The following is a 21017-nucleotide window of genomic DNA, read 5'->3' on the forward strand; positions in this document are numbered from 1 at the left end:
TGACACCCTGCACTGCTTTAAAGCACAACCGGGTGTCTGGCACGCTTTGTCTCTCTAATGTTATAAAGCTTTTTTATGTATAAGAAAAAGCTGGTGGAGGCCACCAGCTTTTGTTTTTATTATTGGCTATATTGGTTGACTTCAAACAGGTCGATGAGGTCAATGTCTGGATTTTTGTCTTGGAACCAGCGTAAGGAAAAGTCATTCTTAAAGAGAGCAAGGTAGTTCTCTTCACGATCTTTTACTAGAAGACTTCGGTCATCGAACTTGGAACGGTCCACTTGTTCGGACTTTAACCAGCGAGGAATACGCTCCCCGATATCTTCAAATCGTACGCCTACGTTGTACTCATTCTTCATACGGTACTCAAACACTTCATACTGAAGTTGTCCGACTGCCCCGATAATATATTCGTCACTGCGAAGACTGCGGAACAATTGAATAGCACCTTCTTGCACGAGCTGTTCAAGTCCTTTCTTAAACTGCTTCGATTTCATAACGTTCTCCACAACAACCTTCTTAAATACTTCAGGCGGGAATTGTGGCAGCTCTTCAAAGTGGAATGTCTCTTTCCCTTCGACAAGCGTATCGCCAATACGGTATACGTTCGGATCATAAATTCCGATAATATCACCCGCATAGGCTTCTTGGATCGTCTCCCTTGAGGAAGCAACGAATTGCTGGGTCTGTGCTAATTTAATAGACTTTCCTGTCCGATCTAACGTAACGTTCATTCCTCGTTCGAATTTCCCTGAGCAAACACGCACAAACGCTACACGGTCACGGTGCGCTGGGTTCATGTTCGCCTGAATCTTAAAGATAAAGCCTGAGAACTCTTCCTTATCAGGTGAAATCATATCCCCAGAAGCCTTACGCGGAGCAGGCTGTGGAGCCATAGAAATAAATTCCTCAAAGAATGTGCGAACGCCGAACGGGGCAAGGGCACTACCGAAGAATACAGGCGTTTGTTCTCCCTGTTGAACCGCGTCCATAGAAAACTCAACACCAGCTCCATCAAGCAGCTCAAGCTCTTCGAACGCACTTGCAAACGTCTCATCATCAGCTAGTTCAGGATGATCGTTAATCTCATCATATGGAATAGACGTTTCGGTCTCATTACCTGTAAATTGAACGAATTGTTCATTTTGACGATCCAGGATTCCTTTAAAACGCTTGCCCATCCCAACAGGCCAGTTCATGGCATATGTTTCAATGCCAAGCTCTCCTTCGATTTCATCTAATAGATCAAATGGATCTCGGCCTTCACGATCTAGTTTATTAATGAACGTAAAGATCGGGATACCACGCATCTTACAAACTTTAAATAGCTTAAGTGTTTGCGCTTCAATCCCTTTCGTTCCATCTATAATCATGACTACGCTATCAACAGCTGTCAGCGTACGGTACGTATCTTCACTAAAATCTTCGTGCCCTGGTGTATCCAAGATATTTACCTGATAGTCTTTATAAGGGAAATTCATAACAGAAGACGTGACGGAAATTCCACGTTGCTTCTCAATATCCATCCAGTCAGAAGTGGCAAACTTCCCGGACTTCTTCCCTTTAACGGTACCGGACTCGCGAATTAAGTTACCGAATAATAGAAATTTCTCTGTTAACGTTGTTTTACCAGCATCCGGGTGCGAAATAATCGCAAACGTCCGGCGCTTTTTCATTTCATTTTGTACACTCATTGTTCATTCTCCTATCACATGATGAACTGCTCTTTTTTACATAACAGAGGCCACACCTTGATCAAGAGATCAAATGGAGCGGCCTATACATTTTCGTCATTCTAATTTAATCAAACATAGCACGATAAGATAGACAAGTCAATTTCCCTCCTCATCCCCCGCGACTAATATTTGACCATTCTTTTCATTTTGTAGCAAAGTACGCAAAATCGTCGTCGATAGCTTGTTCGGTGGGTACGGCTTCGTTAAATAATGTTCGATCCCAAGTTCTTCACCTCTAGAGCGCTCCTCTAGAGCGGTCGAAATAAAAATAGGGATCTGCTCCAATTGAGGGCGTTTCTTAATCTCCTGAATAACGTCCCAGCCGTCTAATTCGCCAGCAAGCATCAAATCAACGACAAAACCATCCGGCTCATAAGTATCAAGCACCCGTACAGCAGATTCACCACTTGCATAGTGAAGGACATTGAATCCTGTCCCTTTCAATTCTTCACGAATTAACATTGCCAGACTATGATCATCTTCTATGACCATAATGAGTGGTAAATCAGGTGTTAAACTTGTTCCATCACCAACTGACTTCGGTTGAGCAAGCGGGAAAATGATTGTAAAGACACTCCCTTTTCCAACCTCTGACCGAACTGAAATCTTACCACCATGAGCTTCAACAATCTCTTTAACAATAGATAACCCAAGACCTGTTCCGCCAATTTTCCTTCGCTCTGAGTTATCTATACGGTGAAACTTCTTAAACAGCTTCGGCAGCTCTTGATCAGGTATGCCAAGCCCTTCATCAGCTATGTGGATAAATAACTCCTGATCGTTCCCATTCATCGTGACAACAACTTTCCCCCCATCAGGAGAGAATTTGATAGCATTACTAATGAGGTTCGTAAACACTTGGATCAGCTTCTCCCGATCCCCTAATACAGGCAGATGAGTTGAGTGATTATTTAAGTACACTTCATGTTGCGATGAATATGGAAAGGAATCGATTACTTCCTGTGCGACTTCCTCGACCTGAATCAACTCTTTCTCATAGACTTGACGCCCTGATTCCATGCGCTGTAAGTCTAAGAAATCATTAATTAAATTCGTTAACCGTTTTGCTTCTTTCTCAATTGTACTTAAATACCTCTTCTGTTTCTCGGGCCTCAGTTCCCTGTTCAACATGAGCTCTGTGTATCCAAGCACACTTGCTAACGGTGTACGGAGTTCGTGACTAACGGTACTCACAAGCTCTGACTTCATCTGATCCACTTCGTATTGAGAAGTAATATCCCTGTGAACAAATAACGTTCCAAGACGCTCTTCTCTCCTATAAATCGGTTCTGCATATACCTCTATGATTCTGCGATCAGAACCAGCTACCTCATAACGGTATTGCGAACTCTTCTGTGAAGATTGAAAAATTGCCGTTTCGAAAAAGGCTGTAACGGCCTCAGGATCTTCTACGCGCTCTTTGAAAAAGGTAACCCAATACGAGAAAGGCTCGTTCAAACAATCCTCACAATTTTCCGCTTCCATAAAGCTACACAACTGGCTGTTATATTGAATAAGCGCACCCTTCTCATCAATAAATTGAATGCCTTCATTCACATTATCAATAATATCTTGATTTAACTGGCGACTTTGTTCTGTTTCTTCATATAAAAACAATTTCTCAAGTGACAAGGATACTCGACTCAGGATCCCCTCAAGCTCATTTGTTTCTTCTTCATCAAAGGAAAGTCCAATCCTTGTACCACCAAACACAGCTTGGAGTTCTCCCTTCGCATCAAATACAGGAGCAAATACATCGTAACTATAAAGGGTTTCTTCGTGGTACCCCCGCTCCCCCGCGAGCGACTCTCTTTTCAGAACATACGGCTCTTGCGTCTCTTGAAGGCGCACAATTACCTGATCTTCAATATGAGCTCTCATTCGCGCAGCCGCTTCATTTGAAATACTAATACTCGCATACTCTGAACTATCCAAAACTAGTAAAATCCCTTTATTGAACGAGAAGATTTGCTGAAGCTGGAACAAGACAGTCTCTAACAACTCCTCCATATCTAGTGTGATCGATAAAGCATGATTCAGTTCGTTGTAATGTTCTAGCGTATGCTTCGTTCGGTTCGTTTCTTCTAAAAGGTGTTTCAATTCTTGTTCAGCTTCCACCATATTCGTAATTTCGAATTGAATAATATAGTATTGTTCAATCCCGTTATGATCATTTTTATAAGGAACGATGGTAGAATCCACCCAGTAATTCGTTCCATCTTTCGCCTTATTCTTAAATTCGCCTTTCCAAATTCGTCCTTCTCTCAACGTGCGAATCATGTCTTCATAAAATTCCGGATGATCATCTACGTATAAGGATGAATACGGTTGACCCATAATTTCTTTAGAAGAATACCCGGACACTTCACAGAACTTATCATTCACATCTGTAATAAAACCTTTTGTGTCTGTTACTGATAAAATGGTTGCCTCGTTAATAGCCATATTTAAGTTTTTTATCTCTATTACCGAGTTCTCTAGTCGCTCTTGTTGTTCTGTCAGTTCATCTTGCTGGGCTTGGAGCTCTTCGTTATGAGCTTGAAGATCAGCTTCGCGGTCCTGAATGACATGAGCCATCGAAGACAAAGCATTGGCTAACGTCCCTAATTCATCTTGACGCTGAACCGTAGGAAACGACACCTCTTTCCCAAGCGCTAGTTGCTCTGAAGCATCAGACAATTCACTGAGTGGTTGGCCTATACTTTTAGACATTCGTTTCGTAGCAAGACTGATGATGACAAATAACATAACAATCAGTGCACCTAATGCGTATGTAATCCGGTTGGTGCTTTCTATGAACTCCTCATGAGCCGCTTCTAATTCCCTCTCATTTGCTGCAACAATTTGCTTATTCCTTAAGAGAAAACTGTTAATACGGGAAGTACCACTCGTATCTTGTGACATAGTTACAAGCTCTTCATAATTCCCGTCTTCAGCAAAGGCCACAGCCGCCGGCAAGAGCAGATCCCAATATTCTTCCACGTATACAGATAGGTCCGCATAGACCAACTCTTCTTCATTCGTTAACTCATATTCTTTCAACTCATCTAGCAAAACAACTAAGTTCGCGTGGGCTTCTTGGCTTAACTCCCATTCACCATCATTCAAAAAAGCAAGATACCCCCTCGCCCGCATAATCATCTCGTTATATTCTTGATCAATACTTTCTGCGATTTCCGTCTGCCTGGAGAGCGTTTCTCTCTCTTCTAAATAGCTCTCTTTCACTTGAGATTGAATAGCTAGAATAATAAAGATGCCGATAAGTGCGAGAACGAAGACAACCATCATAATAAATTGAAATTGCCTGCGAATACTTTTTCTAAAAAAGTTACGCATCGAGAATATCCTCCACAAGTTCAATTAATTGAAGAGGGCTGAATGGTTTAGCCATGTAGTAATGGATACCGGCAGCTTTTGATGCATCGACATCCTTTTGTTGATTCTTAGCTGTTAACATCATGATCTTCATGCGCTCTTTCCCGTTTAACGCTTTTATTTGTTCCGCCACCTCAATCCCTGTCATCCCTGGCATCATGTAATCTAATATAAGAAGATCGTAGTCATTTTTTTGAACCTTCTCGAAAGCTTCAACCCCATCCTCTGCTTCCTCAAGTTCATACCCTTCTTCTTCTAACGTATCAACAATTAACATACGCAAGACTTCCTCGTCGTCCGCGATTAAAATACGCTTCACGTTCATTCCTCCTTAAAAAAGTAACCGCTGAGCCAGCCGCTTCACTCGTGCTTCTAGCTCTGAAACGCTAAATGGCTTCGTAATATAATCATCGGCTCCGAGATCTAAAGCCTTTACGATATCTTGATCTTTTTTTCTTCCGGTCAGCATAATAATGACGAACTGATCCACAGAACATTCTTCACGGAGCTTCTGCAACACTTCAAGTCCATCCATACGGGGCATCACGCCGTCTAACAATAAGACGAACTTGCCATCCTGTTGGTACCATTTTGACTCGAAGAATTCCTCGCCTTCCCGGAAGGTTCGTAACTCCACTTTATGACCTTTAAACGTTAGCTTCCTTAAATGATCTTGCAGCAGTTCATGAATAATAGGATCGTCATCAATAATCCCAATACGGATCACATCAAGATTGTGAGCAAGGTCCCGTTTTTGCTCATCATAGACTTGCACTTGATTACGGCCATTCCGTTTCGCCATATAGAGCGCCTGATCGCCGTTTGAAATGAGTTCATCCGTATGCTTAATCCGAGGGTGAACAGAAGCCACACCTGCAGAGAATGAACATGTAAACGTCGTGCCATCTTTTTCAAATGTATGCTCCGAGAAGACTTTTAAGAGACGTTCAACAATCAATCGCGCTTGTTCTCCGTCGGTCTTCGGCATGATTAACATAAATTCTTCTCCGCCATACCTGATAAAATAATCACCTTGACGTTTATTCTGTATAATCGTATCGGCGAACTGTTTAAGAATGTGATCGCCTGTATCGTGACCATATGTATCGTTAATGCGCTTAAATCGGTCTAAGTCGAGCATCGCAACGGAAAACATGGTCTCATAACGCTCATATTCTGCCCATTGTCGCTGCAACTCTTCTTGTAAAAACTTGCGGTTATATGCCCCCGTTAATTCATCTAACAAGATCTGAGCCTGAAGGACGCGCTTTAGTTCTAAACGATTCTGTATTAAAGCAAGCATTTCCTCGTTATCAAAAGGGGAATGAACAATATCAAATGCCCCAGCCTCATACGCTTTCTTCCGTAACATCGTATGAGGTGCATCTTCCACAAGCAGTGTAGGTACAAAACTATGTCTAGCCTTATTGGCAATACTTGAAAGCACGTGAAACCCGTGGTCCTCTTTCTGGTGTAAATCTATAATGACATAATCAGGCTTCTGGCTATAGAACACTTCGACGGCCTTCGACTCATTCGCCGCGACCATAACCGCATAATGTTCTTCAAGCATATCCTTTAAATTCGAAATGCGATCAATTTGATCCCCAACAAGCAAAACTAACGAGCCTCTTGGAGCCTCATCTTTTATCTTTTCAATTAATGGTTCTACACGAACGTCATCTGTTGAATGCTTCTTTAATTCTTCTGTCAGTGGACTGAGAAAAGATTGCCACCTCTCTTTAGCCCACTCATAATCAGCAGATGCAGGCAACTGTTGCATAAGATTCGTTGCCACCTCTGTTATAGAAGGTAAACCAATGGATGAAGCCGTTCCCTTTAATGAATGCAAAAACTGGTACATCGCTCCGTTCGTAATCGAACGATGCTCCCCCCAGCTTTGGAGAGTGGAACGGGTTCGCTTCAGAAATAGAGTCTGATACTTTTGCAAATGTCTCTCTCCTTATCGTATAAGTCTATGTATCTATTATCTTATATATGGGTAATAAAAGGAAGAAGTTGGCTGGAGAAAAAGCTTGTTCTATGCAAAAAAGCTACACTCACGAATGTGAGTGTAGCTTTTCTTAATGAATGTTACTTCTTATCACTGAAAATTAGAACTTTACCAACTGTACCGTCTTCGCTTTCTCCCGTTACTCGGAAGTTTAAGTCATATTCAGGAACGTTACGTCCTGCATCGACTAAGCCTGGGTTGGAGTAGTCGGCAGAGTCGCTGAATAGTGGAGTGCGCTTCGTATAGTTATCTTTAAGAGTGATACCATACAGATCTGTATAATCGAGATACATCTTTTCAGTTTTATCTAGGCTAAACGCAGCATCATGAACCTGGTAGCGTGTCGAAGCTACACTTCCATCGCTCCAGTTAAGCGTCTTCTGATCCGCATCGACAACCCCGACAAAACCTTCACCTGGGTGAATGCCTGTCCAGTTCTCACTGTATTGCTTATCCACGTACCATACTAGTAAGCCATCATCGAATGTCATCAGGCTATCACCGCGACGGATGTTTGCTAAGCCTTCGTCAACGCCGTTGTGGCTTCTCCATTCTAGGAGGTAGTAGTGGTCACTTCTCTTAATACCGTCTGATTTCGTAAAGCCATCTAAGCCAAATTTAGCGTCTCCTTCTGCATCGTCAAAGACAACTTCTTCGCCATCAACAGTGATAGAAAGGTCGTCAGCATATAAGCCTGGGTTGCTAACAGCGGCATCAGTTACGTACTCAATTGCTACTTCAACTTCCTGGCCAGCGTAAGCAGAAATATCAAAGGATGCATTGACCCAACCGTTAGAAGAACCAGTAATACCATTACCTAAGTTCGATCCATGTGGGTTTGTATCTGTTGTAATATCTGATGCGACTGGCTCACCGTTAACAGTTACATATGCATAATCCCAATCTTTCTCAATATCGTACCAAGTTTTGAAATTAAACTCGGCTGAATTTGCATTTGTAAGGTCTACTGTTTTCGTTAATTTGTTATCCAAGCCATCAGCGCTTCCACTGAAGTACTCATACTCACCACTAGCAGGTTCGTTGATTACTGTTTCTTTTTGTGGAAGATTTACTTTTACTACGTCATTATTTGTTCCTTTAGTTACAGCTTCATCAAGCAAGAACTCCGTACCTTCGCTTTTCACATCTTCTAAATTAACTTCTGTTCCAGATAACCAGTTCCCTTTTGTACCTTCATTGTCTACAACAGCAGAAGCTTGAAGCATTTCCTTCATATAAGGACTAAACCCAGTAGGCATTGTCCCAGGAATATCTCCTGCCCAACTTCCGCTAGACATAATAGACCAGTAGCTTACTGGTTCCCCAGCACCTGTATACTGCGTATCGTACTCGTCCGGAAGACCTAAGTCATGACCGAATTCGTGCGCCATAACACCAACCGCACCGTCTTCAGGCTCGATTGTGTAATCGTATGCAGCCATAGATCCGCCCCAATACCCAACTGTTGCTTCCGTATTTGAGATTGGAGTTACACCACCAAGGTTCCAGCGGTGAGACCAGATTGCATCTGAACCTAAGCTACCGCCACCTGCTTCTTCACCAACCCCAGAGTGTATAACCATCAGATGGTCGACTAAGCCGTCTGCTTCTAAGTAGTTTCCGTCACCGTCTAAATCGTAGCGATCCCATTGATCGTATTCAGAAATATCCACAGTAGGATCAGCTGCCGCTAACTCTAAAGCTTCTTTTACTAGACCGCGAGCATTTACATCACTATCATCTTCAGTCGGATAGTTGCCACCATAAGCAGCCGCCGGTTGACTAGCCGTATACCATCCAGCAACATCTCCTTCAACTGAATAACTTCCACCAGACTGCTGCTCATAGTATTGTTTCATAGATACATAGTTTTTCCCGTCTGGACCTGTCCAGCCACCTGTACCAAACAGCATGTCCTGATAATGTGCACGGGAGTATGCATCTTCACCTTCATAATACATATCCGTTTCATCAGCTGACATTGAGTTATGAGGCTTGTCCGGATAATCCACTAGCAATACGAGGACCTTGTCCGTACGCATTTCACCATTATACGCTTCCTCTTCAACACCTTCTGGAGCATTTTTCTTAGCTTGCCCAAGTTTGTTTCCTTTACCGTTAGTCAGACTATTATTGTTCTCCATTTGTTCTTTGACCTTCTCTTTAGAAGACTTCTCTTCTTCATGAAGCTCGCCCACTTCTTTATTAGCTGATTCTTGCTTAGCCTGTAAGAATTGATTCAACTTCTCCTGAGCCTCTGCGGGCGAGGCATTTTTCCCAATCGTTCCATTCTCTTTCAACATTTCAATTAAACGCTCATCGTTTGCGATGGCTAAATCAAATGGTGATCCTCCTTCATGATGGACGTGTTTGCTTTTGCCAACCTCAGTCGGTGAAGGCATGGAAGCATTAACGCTCGCCACTGGACCAATCGCCAGTGTCAGCGCTAAAGCCGATGTTAATAATTTCCCCTTCTTCATCCGTCATCCCCCTAAATTTCTGAATTTTTCGTTATTTGGATTATTCTTACTATAAACCCAACTTGTAGTTTAGAACAACACTTCATCTCGAAATAAAGGCAAAATGAGCGTTTAGAACGGTTTTATCGACACCTATCGACACGATTTAGGTAGTCCATTCGCCTCATTTCCCTATTTAATCGCTTCGACCCACTCACAAAATGAACCAAAAATAGAGAATACTGTGTTAAAGATCAGGATATGAGATAATACATATACCTACTACTTCTACAGAGGGGGAAATGGGATGAAGAAGTGGCCATTTGTACTAGGGGGATTTTTGCTTATACTAGCATTCCCATTTATATGGTGGCTCTTAGAGCCTAAGCAGCCGTTAGAAACACTTATAGTGGATAAAACTGTTCCAAATGAGTCCTATAGAGAGCACAAAGGCCTAACATGGCTATTAAATTATGAAAAGTATACGAAAGCTGACGGGGATGCCTATGACACGGAGCAAGATTACGTAGGGTATCACCCTGGTGAAAAACCTGAGACATCCTCTTTGCCGGAAGACTTAAGCACCTACCAAATGATCTACCTCACTGATACATATGGCGTTTATGACGCTGATCTTAAGGGAGATAACAGCGACGGTGAGAAGTCTACCAAAATCACAGGCGGGTTAACGAAGGAAGAGGCCGAAAAAATAGAAGCTTCCCTTTATGAGAATACAGCCACCTTGATCGCGGAATTTAACACATTTTCAAGCCCCACAAGGGATGATGCCCGTCAAACGATTACCAATCTATTAGACATTGAAGCGACAGGGTGGTCAGGACGTTATTTCAAAGATTTATCTAAAGATGCATCAGGTAGCGAAATCCCTAAATGGGCCGTACGCGATTATGAAAAACAACAAGGACAAGATTGGTCATTCGAGGGAGCAGGTTATGTACTCGTTCATAGAGATAACACCATCGTGGTGCTAGAAGAAGATGAGCACGTATCTGGCGAAGGCATTCGGGCTACTTTTACAGGTCAAGGGGAAGAACAATTCGGATTAAAAGAGAGCCCCCATTACGCATATTGGTTTGATATTGTGAAGCCTTATGATTCCAGCAATGTGATGGCTTATTATGACTGGGACCTAACCGAACAAGGGAAAGAAAAGCTAAGCAAGCACAATATTCCGAATCAGTTCCCTGCTGTAACACGCACAACGAAGAATGATTATCCTGCATACTACTTTGCAGGTGATTACGCTGATATGGAATCGCTGCCTCCCTTCTATCAATACAAAGGCGTAGCAAACTTTCGCAAATGGTTCTCCTTTGATGATTCAAATCCTGAACCATTTTACTGGAAGACTTACGTACCGATGTTAAAAGATATTTTAAAAGAGGCAAAAACGCCACCAAAGGAACAAAAAGAAGAGACAAAGAAACAAGTAGCCCATGAAGACGGGGTATTTTATCCTACAAGGGTTGGCGAAAAGCGTTTTGAAATCTATCAAAACGGAGAATGGAAGCCAGCACTTATGAAAGGCTTAAATATTGGTATGGGGAAACCAGGGGCATTCCCAGGTGAGGCTGCCATTACAGAGCGTGAATACGCAAGATGGTTCGAACAAATCGGCGAGATGGATGCAAATGCTATACGGGTATACACGCTTCATCCGCCTGGTTTTTACAGAGCCCTCAAGAACTATAACGAAGAAACTGATGAACCCATCTACGTCTTCCACGGCGCTTGGGTTGAAGAAGAGCCGCTCGAACGTCATTTAGACAGTTTCCATGAGGAGAATACACAGTCGTTTAAACGAGAGATCTCAACCTTAGTGGACGTGATTCATGGCAATGCTGAAGTTCCAGAGAAACCAGGTCATGCGAGCGGTGTATACAACGCTGACATTTCTGAATACGTCATTGGCTGGATCATCGGAATTGAGTGGTTCCCTGAGATGGTCGAAAAGACAAATGAGAACCATCAAGATAAGGGAGATTACTCAGGCGAGTATGTTTACACCGAGGAGGCTCAACCGTTTGAACATTGGCTGGCGTCGATGATGGACTACACCATTCAATATGAAATGGACCATTACAACTGGCAACGCCCCATTAGCTTTACGAACTGGCCAACGACAGACTTTCTCGAGCACCCGTCAGAACCACTTGAAGAAGAAGATCTTGTTGGCGTAAACCCAAATGTCATTCATACGAACGAAGATACATTCAAGCCAGGCATGTTTGCGAGTTATCACGTCTATCCGTATTACCCTGACTTCTTGAACTATGACGAAGAATACCTCTCCTACAAAGACCAGCGCGGAGAGAACAACAGCTACGCAGGATACTTGAATGACCTCGTGAGCCAGCATGATATGCCTATTCTTGTTGCTGAATTTGGAGTACCAGGATCACGCGGGAAAACACACGGAAACCCATTTGGCTGGGACCAGGGTCATCATTCTGAGCAACAGCAAGGCGAAATCAACAAGCGCTTATTTGAAGACATTGTCGCAGAAGGCACGCTTGGTGGACTCGTCTTCACTTGGCAGGATGAGTGGTTCAAACGAACGTGGAACACGATGGAACTTGATAATCCAAACAGACGTCCATTCTGGTCCAATGCACAGACCAATGAACAACAATTTGGACTATTATCCTTTGACCGCTTAAAACGAACTGTGGATGGAAAAGGAGAATCATGGCAAGACGCTAAACTTCCTTCGTCTGGAGACGGAAAGATTAAATCGATAGCAACAGATCACGACGAACGGTACCTCTACCTTCGTTTAGAAATGGATAAGAGCTTTAACTTTAAAGATCAGTCGCTCGGAGTCGCTTTCGATACCATCCAAGATCAAGGTATCACAACACTAACGGATGGACTAACGGCAGACGAAGGTGTCGATTTCCTTCTAGAAGTGAACGGCAAAGAACAAGCTGAACTCCTTGTCGATAGCTACTACGATCCTTTTTACTATCAATACGGAGAATCACTCTCCATGATCGAGCAACAACCCTACGCTAGTAAAAAGGATAATGGAGAATTTCACCCGATTCGATTAGCCTTAAACAAGGAATTAAAGATTCCAACGACCAATGAAACCATTCCGTTCTCTTCCTATGAAACAGGAAAGCTACAACACGGAAACGCAAACCCAGAATCCGAAGATTACAACGCCTTAACCGATTACGCAATCGGAGAAAACGATCAGGTTATAGAAGTCCGAGTCCCATGGCAACTTCTAAACATCAAAGACCCAAGTCAAAAAGAACAAATGACAGACCTGTGGAAAGAAGGATTAGAAGGATCTCAAAACTTCGAGAATCTTTCAATCATGGCCTATACAAAAGAAGGAAATGAAATCAACTCAAAAACCAACTTCCTCCCCTACACATGGGAGAACTGGAACGAACCAAAATCAGAAGAACGCTTAAAGAAATCCTATGACATTATGAAAGAAGCATTTGAACAAGCGGATTAACGAAATCACCCCACTCGTTTATGTAAACGAGTGGGGTGATTTTTGTATCTGATATAATTTTTGCCCTTTATTATGTTTGTTCAAGAAATGGACAGTAACCTTGAAAGCTCAATATGCTCGGTCCGTTCATCTCCACAATAGCCAGGGCAGGCTTGGGGACTGCGAGACTCCCGCGGGAGAGAGAGCTAGACGAGACCCCACAGAGAGCGCCAGCGAACGAGGAGGCTCTAAAAGAAAGGGGAAGTTCGACTAAAACCGTCACGTCCTGTGACAACGTCGAACGACCCCACCTCGTGTGGGGCCGCAGGAAAGCGAGTTGTCCCCAAGCCTGCCCTACCACCTCATACCGTAACGGACCATCCCAATTTGATATCCATTACTGCGATATCCCCTTTCGTTTCATCTCACCCCATCCTTGCTGCTTCCTCACAACCTGCACAAGCCCAAGCATACGCCAGAATACAGTCAACGGACGATACCAAAACGTCTCAGACAAGGCATAGAGAAACAACCGAACAATATGACTCTCTTTCGGATAACGCCTTAGGCTCCACTCCTCTAGAAGCACAGCCCCCATGGAAAGAATCGAACCGTATAGAAGCGCTAGTAAAAACATAAGGATCGCAACTTGTACATGAATAATTCCCGTTAGAACACCTATAGGCACTAGAATGTAACCAAGCAACTCAATCACAGGTCCTATAAGTTCGATAAAGACGAAATAAGGAACAGAGACCATTCCAATGCTGCCATATCGCGGATTAAACAGCATGCGCTTATGATGCCAAAGAGATTCGAATAACCCCCTGTGCCAGCGGCTTCGCTGCCTTTTTAACATTGTGGTATCCTCAGGTGCTTCCGTCCAGCAAACGGGATCAGGTACATAAACGATTTGACTCTTCTCTTTTTCTTCTTTCATTAAACGATGAAGGCGAACAACAAGTTCCATATCCTCCCCTACTGTTTCCCTCCGGTAGCCACCAGCGCGTATAACGGATTCTTTATGGAATATACCGAAAGCCCCTGAAATAATGAGCAAAAGGTTGTGGCGACTAAGTCCAATTCTTCCCATAAGAAAGGCCCGCAAATACTCAATCACTTGCATCACGACAAGAGGAGTCTTCGATAACCCAATTTCCATCACTTCGCCCCGTTCAATACGACACCCATTCGCGATTCGTATGCTTCCACCGGCTGCTATAACTTCCCCATCTGATTCAATGATAGGCTTCATGACTTTCAAGAAAGCATCTCGTTCTAATATAGAGTCCCCGTCTAACGAGCAGACATATGGATATCGAGAAACGTTAATCCCTGCGTTTAACGCATCAGCCTTCCCCCCATTATCTTTATCAACCATAAATACGTTGCTGTGAATAGAAGACTGATAGATTCCCCTGATGGATTCTGTATCCAATTGTTTCCGCACGACGCGAGGGATCTTTTTCATATCAAATTTATCAATCATAATATCGACAGTCTGATCTTTAGACCCATCGTTAACAACAATGATTTCGTACTCACTATAATTCATACTTAAAAGCGCTCGAACACTATTATAAATCCCAATTTCCTCGTTATATGCAGGTACAATAACAGACACAGGCTTTGCATCAATGTTATCCAAATAATCTTCATAAGGTTCCTTTTGGTTCAGGCCATACTGCTCCCGAAGCTGTCTTGAAGAAATAACAAGCATGACGGAATAAAACCCAATGACGACAATCATATAGGCGACAAAAAGATAGGTAAATAGCTGAAAAAAAACGTGTATCACTGCTCCTATGATTTCCATAAAGCCCCCTCGCTTTCTAACCACTGATGCGCCATATCCCGTGCATAAGGATCTTCGCTCGTTTCATATACGTGTGCTAAAATCATATCGCCGTCCTGATAAACGGTTAATGCCCCTCCCGCTGCCTGTCGAACAAACCAATTAGAGTCTGACAACAAGCCTACAAGAACAGATTTATACCTTTCCTTCTCGGTCACTTTAGCAATTCTGGCAACCATCATCCGTTCCTGGAAGTAGTCTGATGTGGCAAGAGCCAGAACAGCATCATGACGCGACACATAACCGAATGTTTCCAAGACTTTTAATAGACTGATCCGTAGTTCAATAGAGTCACTTTCAAGGCGATCTTCTAAAAAAGGGATCCGACTGTAATCTCTCGTCTCTCCGATCCATTCCACAACAGCCTGTTGGAACGAAAGAGGGAGAGAATCACACTCGTCAATAAAGCGCTCCGTATCTATTTTAGGAAGCCTGCGCAGTACTTCCTTGTACAAAAATTTAGGATAAGGTTGGTGGGTACCTAGAAGATCATAAATAAGTTCTTTAGAACCAAGCGCGCTAAGTGTGCGTACCAGTTGGTAGTGCTCTGCTATATTTTTATACGTTTTATTTTTATATCGTTGCCACAACAGCTCTTGAAAGCTTTGAACGTTAAAATCTTCGATCTGATAAAGAGCGTTCATACGTAAACTAAACCGTCGGTGGTGAAGCATACGTGTATAGTAATCTTTCATCGTCCACTGAGCAAACGAATTCACCCGCATTTTCACAAAAGGATCTTTTAGCGTGGCAGTCAGCTCTTCAAGCAATTCAGCAAGAACTTCATAAACGATTTGTTCATTTTCGATAAGTCTTGGATGCCCTTCTTCTCCTGATAGGACAACTTGCTGGACGACTGGCTTTAGTTTATCTTTATAAGATTTTTTTCTTATTTCATATCGAATGTTTCTTCTCTTTTGGAAGAGTAGAAACATAAGGAATCCCATTAATACAAGTGCTAATGCAAGGACAAAAAGCGCGATCCAAATAATCGAAAAATTCATCAATGATACGTCCTTCCTTAAATGAATAATGTACATGGCAGTATATGGAGAATCGCTTCAGAACTTTACACACTTCCGCGCTCGACTAGTTCAAATGGATAGATAGCTGAAGATGGGTTCTTACTACTCACTTTCTCAACAAGGGACATTCCCACTTCATGAAGAGGGAGTTCAATTGTCGTCAGATCAAGGGCTTCAGCAATAGGATGATTATCAAATCCAAGAATCGCAACATCATGAGGTACACGAATCCCCCGCTTCTCGGCTTCCATCCTGAATCCTGCGGCGACCTGATCACTTGTAATAAGCAAGGCCGATGGTTTTTCTTTAAGTGACACATACTCATTCACCACGCGCTTCCCGTCTTCAATCGTTAAGCAATTGTTAAATACCCAACTCTTCCGATAAGGTTCTCCTATGTATTCCAATTCTTCACAGTATGCTTTTTCTCTTAGACTACTATTTGTCCCAGTCCTTCGTCCAATACAATATCCGATGTGTCGATGACCTTTATCTATAATATAGCGCATTCCATATCGGAAAGCTTCATAATGGTCGACCGATACGCAAGGGATACGAGTGTGTTCCGACGACTCACACACCACAAGCGGTCCGAATTCCTGGTATGCCTCAACCGAGTTCCAGTCACTCGCACGAGACAGGATCATTAAACCGTCTATTTGCTTGCGTTTCAACGCTTCTAATGCCTTACTCTCTTCTCCCTTCTGATAATTGGTCTGATAAAATACAAGGTTATAATCACGCACAAGCGCTCGGTCTGCAATTCCATTAAGCAGCGTAGAAAAGTAGGAATGGTTAATAAACGGAACCGCAACACCTAGTAATCTTGTTTCTCCTTTAGATAAATGAATCGCATTGATATTTTGGTGATACCCAAGCTCCTCCATCGCTTTCTCTACAGCCAACCGCTTCTCTTGTGTGACATAAGGATGATCGTTCAACACACGCGACACCGTCGTCACCGACACCCCGGCTTGTTTCGCTACATCTCTTATATTTGCCATACCCTCACCTCATCTATATGTAAAAAGAGCTTGCTATGAAACGCGTTTCATACCCTATAGTAAATTTAAACCAATTAAAAAGAAAGGAAGATTTACTATGTTTATTGGAATTCTAACCCTACTCTTTCTATGTCTATTCGAATGGGGAATCGTCCACTACCTCCACAACCAAAACAAAGACCAACCACAAACCTACTACGAAACCATCTTCTACGACTTCCACGAAGACTAACACACTAAAGCAATAAAGCGTGCCAGACACCCGTTTACGCTTTAAAGCAGTGAAGGGTGTCTGGCGCCCTTTCTTTCTTCACCGCACTGAAGGGTGTCTGGCACGGTTTACTGTATTAACGTAAAGAAGGTACCTGCCTTAATAGGCAGATACCTTCTAGGTTGTTATATAGTTTAGAAATCAAAGTTGTCTGGGTCTGGGCCTACGCGGTGGTTTTCGTTCAGTTCTGTAATTTTCACCACTTCTTCGTCAGTTAATTCAAAGTCGAATACATCCGCATTTTCTTGAATGCGATGTTGTTTCGTTGATTTCGGAATTGTTACGATCCCAATTTGAAGATCCCAACGAATGACGATTTGCGCAGCGGTTTTGTTGTATTTCTGAGCGAGCTCTTGAATCACAGGCTCTTCTAGAATTTGTCCTTGCATAAGCGGACTCCATGCTTCTACTACAATGTCGTGCTTCTCACAGTAGTCACGCACTTCTTGTTGAGCAAGCTTCGGATGAAGTTCTACCTGGTTAATGACAGGCGTTACTTCCCCATCCTTCAATAAATCATCTAAATGGTGAGGGTGGAAGTTACTTACACCAATCGCACGGATCTTACCGTCATGATAAAGCTTCTCCATCGCCTTCCAAGATTCTTTATACTTCCCTTCAACTGGCCAGTGAATTAAATAGAGATCTAAATAGTCAAGACCTAGCTTCTCAAGGCTCGTCTCAAATGCTTGTAGCGTTTCCTCATAACCCTGGTCTGAGTTCCAAAGTTTAGACGTTACAAAGATCTCGTCACGGCTTAAGCCAGAATCCTTAAGCGCTTGACCCACGCCTTCTTCGTTCTTATAAGCCGCAGCTGTATCAATGCTACGATACCCGTGTTCTAATGCCCATTTAACAGCATTAATGACTTCTTCGCCATCTTCTGCTTTAAATACGCCTAACCCCAAACGAGGCATGTCTACACCATTATTTAGCTTGATTGTATCTTGTAAACTGTTCATGATCATTACTCCCCTCGGGTAGTTCTTGAGCTCATGTGCTCAGCTGTTTTAGCGTATCATCACCATAAGCATAAACACAAAAATTTCAGCTTAGCTATCACACATTCGCGCAGGGAGCAATCTCATCACGAACCCTTTGCTTGCATTCCACCTCTACATCCGAGTAATATCACTGCTAAACTTGTAGCGGTCCGCACGATACACTGATTTCACGACTTCAAAAGGAGTCCCATCTGTTAATACCGAATTCCGCTCAATTACAAGCACTGGTGAAGAGAGCGGAACCTGAAGCAACTCCGCTTCCTGCTGATCCACGATGGTCGCTTGGATTACCTGTGTGGCTCTCCCTATCTGGTATCCGTGAGTCACCTCCATATATTCATAAAGAGATCCTTGCACAATTTCCTGATTTAACCCTGGAGCCAGTTTTGCCGGGATAAACGTCGTCTCAACAGCCATCGGTTCCTGGTCTGCAAAACGGATACGCTGAATTAAGAATAGCTCCTCTTCCTGCTTGATCTCAAGCTTCTCAGCCATCTCTCCTTGAGCCGGAACGACATCAAAATGGAGCAAACGACTGCTTGGCTTCATTCCCCGCGCTTTCATATCTTCTGTGAAACTCGTCATGCCTTGCAGCGTTTGTTCAATCTTTTGCTCGGCCACAAAAGTACCACGACCCTTTTCCCGATATAAGATCCCGTCGTTCACCATATTCGTAATCGACTGACGAACGGTCATCCGACTCACTTCATAGGTTTCAGACAATTCTCGTTCAGACGGGATCATATCCCCAGGCGCAAATTCCCCTTGTTGAATTTGCTGCTTAATCCGCTCTTCAATCTGGTAATACATCGGCATAGGTGAACGCTTATCCAACATGAAAAAAACCTCCTCACTAACCTTAGATTTTCTGATAGGCAGACAAGTCCACAATCAGCGTCACATCAGGATGGGAATGAAGAGCTGAGGCTGGGAAATCCTCACTCACTTCCTGAGAGAGAAGCCTTCTGATCGCCTCCGCTTTTTTCTCACCGCTAGCGATAAGAACAATTCTTTTACTCTTCATAATGGATTGAATCCCCATCGTGATCGCTTGACTTGGCACATCACTTTTCGATTCAAAAAAGCGCGCATTGGCGTCTCTAGTAGAATCCGCTAAATCCACGACATGCGTTTCACTCTTAAACGAACTTCCTGGCTCATTAAATCCAATATGACCATTGTGGCCAATCCCGAGTAGCTGAATGTGCGGCGGTCCAATCTTTTCAATTAACGCTTCATAACGTGCACACTCTTCCTGTAAATCCGGCGCCTGACCGTTTGGGATATGAGCTTTTTCTATATTCATATTAACATGTTGAAATAGCTGTTCCTTCATAAAAGTGTGATAACTTTGCGGGTGATGTTGATCCACCCCAACATATTCGTCCAGATTGAAAGCTGTCACATGAGAGAAGTCCAGTTCACCTGCTTTGTAGCGTCTAATTAACTCCTGATAAGTTCCTCTAGGTGTTCCCCCTGTCGCAAGACCAAGCACGCTCTCCTCATTCTCTTCCATGCATAGTTGTAGAAGATCAGCCGCTTTTTGACTCATTTCTTGATTGTCTCTCGTTACAATGACCTTCATGATAGCTCCTCTCCTTTACGGTAACTAATGATTCCTCTACAGATCGTTGCAACAACGTTCATCGCATCATTCATCAGCACGAAATCAGCATCCTTCCCGACAGCAATGCTTCCTTTCCGGTCAAAAACACCAAGTTGCTTCGCCGCATTCGCTGACGTAATTTGAACAAGTTCGTGCTTCGTCATATCACTAATCGATTTCATACGCTTCGCCGCTTCTTGAAGAGTCAAGATACTCCCCGCCAATGTCCCGTCCTTAAGCCGGGCCTCTCCACCTTCTACATGAACATCTTGACCACCAAGATCATAAACTCCTTCAGGCAAGCATTTAGCTCGCATCGCATCCGTTATCAAAATGGTGTGATCAGAGCCTTTTTGCTTGTAAGCAAGACGGATCGCATCAAGGTGAACGTGAATGCCATCTACAATTATCTCTGTCATCAGCTCATCATGCAGCAGCGCTCCTCCCACTACCCCAGGCTCCCTGTGGTGAAGACCGCTCATCTGGTTAAATAAGTGAGTCACATGCTTCGCCCCATGTGCAACAGCTGCTTTCACTTGAGCAAATGTTGCGTTCGAATGTCCAATTGAAGGAACCACACCTTCATCTGATAAATACGTAATAAAATCAAGCGCTCCATCCTCCTCAGGGGCAAGAGTGACGAGCTTAATATGCCCACCGCTTTTCACTTGCCATTTTTGAAAAAGATCCACTTTCGGTGGCACAATGTGTTCAAGCGGCTGAGCTCCTGCTTTATCTTTTGAAATAAAAGGACCTTCTAAATGGATTCCAAGCATTTCAGCCCTACCATCTGGCTTCTGCCGCCCAACATAGCGCCCTGCATTTTCAACAGCTCGTTCAATCGCTCCATGAGACTGCGTCATCGTCGTACCCAGAAAACTCGTGGTCCCTTCTCTCGGAAGCACGCGGCTCATTTCTTGCAAAGCTTCTTCTGTTCCATCCATCACATCACAGCCGTTTGCTCCGTGAACGTGCACATCGATAAAGCCAGGAAAAAGAGTGAGTTGGTGCCCAGCCCCATCGATTAATACCTCCGCTTCGTCTTGCATTTCCGTTCCTATTTTTTGAATCATCCCGTTTTGAACGAAGACGTGACCGGATTGAACACTCCCATCTTCTAAAACAAGTTCCACATCCTTAATTACATAAATCTTAGACATGTCAGCCCTCCTCATTAGAAAAGGAGAGCCGGGACT

Annotated in this window: 14 protein-coding genes; 2 read left to right on the top strand and 12 right to left on the bottom strand. The window is 43.3% G+C overall.

Annotation, left to right across the window (positions count from 1 at the left end):
* Positions 1-119 precede the first annotated feature (119 nt).
* The 5 genes from N780_RS09290 to N780_RS09310 form a co-directional block, all read right to left on the bottom strand.
* Positions 120-1694: a peptide chain release factor 3 gene (locus N780_RS09290; RefSeq protein ID WP_036782895.1), complete on the bottom strand. Its 1575-nt coding sequence runs from the start codon at positions 1692-1694 to the stop codon at positions 120-122.
* A 138-nt stretch (positions 1695-1832) separates the two neighbouring features.
* Positions 1833-5072, bottom strand: coding sequence for an ATP-binding protein (locus tag N780_RS19215; RefSeq protein WP_052114977.1), 3240 nt, complete (start codon positions 5070-5072; stop codon positions 1833-1835).
* The gene (locus N780_RS09300) at positions 5065-5430 is read right to left on the bottom strand and encodes a response regulator (RefSeq protein WP_036782899.1); all 366 of its coding nucleotides are present in this window, start codon (positions 5428-5430) and stop codon (positions 5065-5067) included. Before N780_RS09300 ends, N780_RS19215 begins: the two co-directional genes overlap by 8 nt.
* 12 nt (positions 5431-5442) lie before the next feature.
* The gene (locus N780_RS09305) at positions 5443-7062 is read right to left on the bottom strand and encodes a GGDEF domain-containing response regulator (protein WP_036782902.1); all 1620 of its coding nucleotides are present in this window, start codon (positions 7060-7062) and stop codon (positions 5443-5445) included.
* A gap of 143 nt (positions 7063-7205) precedes the next feature.
* Positions 7206-9605 (bottom strand): immune inhibitor A domain-containing protein, encoded by a 2400-nt coding sequence (locus tag N780_RS09310; protein WP_036782905.1) that lies wholly within the window; start codon positions 9603-9605, stop codon positions 7206-7208.
* A 286-nt stretch (positions 9606-9891) separates the two neighbouring features.
* Here N780_RS09310 and N780_RS09315 point away from each other — a divergent pair, with 286 nt between their 5' ends.
* Positions 9892-13077: a hypothetical protein gene (locus tag N780_RS09315; RefSeq protein ID WP_036782909.1), complete on the top strand. Its 3186-nt coding sequence runs from the start codon at positions 9892-9894 to the stop codon at positions 13075-13077.
* A 376-nt stretch (positions 13078-13453) separates the two neighbouring features.
* Here N780_RS09315 and N780_RS09320 read toward each other — a convergent pair whose 3' ends face one another.
* From N780_RS09320 to N780_RS09330, 3 genes are all read right to left on the bottom strand, one after another.
* The gene (locus N780_RS09320; protein WP_036782912.1) at positions 13454-14872 is read right to left on the bottom strand and encodes a glycosyltransferase family 2 protein; all 1419 of its coding nucleotides are present in this window, start codon (positions 14870-14872) and stop codon (positions 13454-13456) included.
* Complete coding sequence (locus N780_RS09325; protein WP_156969126.1) at positions 14860-15915, bottom strand: HEAT repeat domain-containing protein; 1056 nt, start codon at positions 15913-15915, stop codon at positions 14860-14862. The genes N780_RS09320 and N780_RS09325 overlap by 13 nt, the downstream gene beginning before the upstream one ends.
* A 65-nt stretch (positions 15916-15980) precedes the next feature.
* Positions 15981-16940 (bottom strand): LacI family DNA-binding transcriptional regulator, encoded by a 960-nt coding sequence (locus tag N780_RS09330; RefSeq protein WP_036782918.1) that lies wholly within the window; start codon positions 16938-16940, stop codon positions 15981-15983.
* Positions 16941-17037: 97 nt separating this feature from the next.
* On the opposite strand from N780_RS09330, the gene N780_RS20260 reads away from it, so the two are divergent.
* Positions 17038-17172 (top strand): hypothetical protein, encoded by a 135-nt coding sequence (locus N780_RS20260; RefSeq protein WP_269746698.1) that lies wholly within the window; start codon positions 17038-17040, stop codon positions 17170-17172.
* 173 nt (positions 17173-17345) lie between these two features.
* Here N780_RS20260 and N780_RS09335 read toward each other — a convergent pair whose 3' ends face one another.
* The 4 genes from N780_RS09335 to nagA all read right to left on the bottom strand — a co-directional run bounded on the left by N780_RS09335 (position 17346) and on the right by nagA (position 20981).
* Entirely contained in the window at positions 17346-18179 is an 834-nt protein-coding gene (locus N780_RS09335; RefSeq protein WP_036782920.1) for an aldo/keto reductase, read from the bottom strand.
* Positions 18180-18326: 147 nt separating this feature from the next.
* Positions 18327-19052, bottom strand: coding sequence for a phosphonate metabolism transcriptional regulator PhnF (phnF, locus tag N780_RS09340; RefSeq protein ID WP_036782923.1), 726 nt, complete (start codon positions 19050-19052; stop codon positions 18327-18329).
* A 22-nt stretch (positions 19053-19074) separates the two neighbouring features.
* Positions 19075-19800, bottom strand: a complete 726-nt coding sequence (gene nagB, locus N780_RS09345) for a glucosamine-6-phosphate deaminase (protein ID WP_036782926.1) — start codon at positions 19798-19800, stop codon at positions 19075-19077.
* Complete coding sequence (gene nagA, locus N780_RS09350) at positions 19797-20981, bottom strand: N-acetylglucosamine-6-phosphate deacetylase (RefSeq protein ID WP_036782928.1); 1185 nt, start codon at positions 20979-20981, stop codon at positions 19797-19799. Before nagA ends, nagB begins: the two co-directional genes overlap by 4 nt.
* Positions 20982-21017: the final 36 nt, after the last annotated feature.

This window comes from Pontibacillus chungwhensis BH030062, from assembly GCF_000770675.1.
Classification (GTDB): Bacteria; Bacillota; Bacilli; order Bacillales; family BH030062; genus Pontibacillus; species Pontibacillus chungwhensis.